The organism is Nocardia sp. NPDC058497 (genome assembly GCF_042720195.1).
Taxonomy (GTDB): Bacteria; Actinomycetota; Actinomycetes; order Mycobacteriales; family Mycobacteriaceae; genus Nocardia.
Genome location: NZ_JBHXMY010001008.1, coordinates 1 through 1,229, shown reverse-complemented (window position 1 = coordinate 1,229; position 1,229 = coordinate 1). Strand labels below are relative to the sequence as shown.

1 protein-coding gene is annotated in these 1,229 nt (G+C 66.9%); it reads right to left on the bottom strand.

Annotation, left to right across the window (positions count from 1 at the left end; translation table 11 throughout):
- Positions 1–35 precede the first annotated feature (35 nt).
- The coding region (locus tag ACFWPJ_RS33295) for a DHA2 family efflux MFS transporter permease subunit (RefSeq protein WP_378857572.1) at positions 36–1,229 on the bottom strand (1,194 nt) is incomplete at its 5' end.

The following is a 1,229-nucleotide window of genomic DNA, read 5'->3' as shown; positions in this document are numbered from 1 at the left end:
ACCAGGTTCCGTCCGGGCTTTCGCCGTGCGAGGGGTCAGACCAGCGCGACGGCTTCGGCGTCGACCGGAGCCTTGGGCTTGCTCCGCGGCAGGAAGAACGCCGGGATCAGCGTCAGCGCCGCGAGAATCACGGTGACCCAATAGGTAGTGCTGAACGCGTCGGCGGCCAGTTCCAGCCCTTGCTCGATCACCGACAGCGGCACCTGCGCGGCGATGTCCGGTTGGGCGTTCGAGGCGATGGCGATCTTGGCCTCGGGGTGGTCGTTGAGCTGGGCGGCCAGCACCACCGACATCGTCGCCGTGCCGATCGAGGCCGCGGTCTGGTTGATGATGTTCATCAAGGTCGAACCGCGCGCGACCTGGGCGTGCGAGAGGGTCTGGATGGCGGCGGTCATCACCGGCATCATGGTGCAGCCCATGCCCAGACCCATCACGAACAGCGCGGCGCCGATCATCAGGTAGGACGTGTCGGCGTGCAGCTGGGTGAAGCCCGCCAGGCCGATGGTGATGAAGGTGATGCCGAACATGACGATCTTGCCCGGCCCGATCTTGTCGACCAGGAAGCCCGCGATCGGCATCGTCAGCATGGCGCCGATACCCTGTGGCGCCATGAGCAGGCCGGAATCGAAGGCCGTCTCACCGCGCACCTGCTGCAGATAGTTCGGCAGCAGGAAGCCCGCGCCGAAGAACGCCGTCGCGAACAGCGACATGGTCAGCACCGAGAAACGCAGCGACGGATTGCGGAACAGGCGCAGGTCGATCAGCGGATGCTCGGTGCGCAGCGCGTGGAACACGAAAGCCACCAGCAGCACAGCGCCGATGATCGCCGGGATGAGCACGCGGGCGGCGAGCACCGTGCCCTTCTCCGGGATGGAGGAGACACCGAACAGGAACAGCGCCAGGCCGGGCGAGGCCAGCAGCATGCCGAGGAAGTCGAACGATTCCGAGGGCTTCGCCTTGTCGGGCGCGAACACGATGTAGGCCAGGATCAGGGCGACCACACCCAGCGGCAGGTTGATCAGGAAGATCCAGTGCCAGCTGAAGGAGTCGATGAGCCAGCCGCCGAGGATGGGGCCGCAGATCGGTCCGAGCAGCATCGGCACACCGAGCACCGCCATCACGCGGCCGATCCGCTGCGGGCCCGCGGCGTGGGTCATGATCGTCATGCCCAGCGGCATGAGCATGCCGCCGCCGATGCCCTGGATGACGCGGACCGCCACCAGCGACTC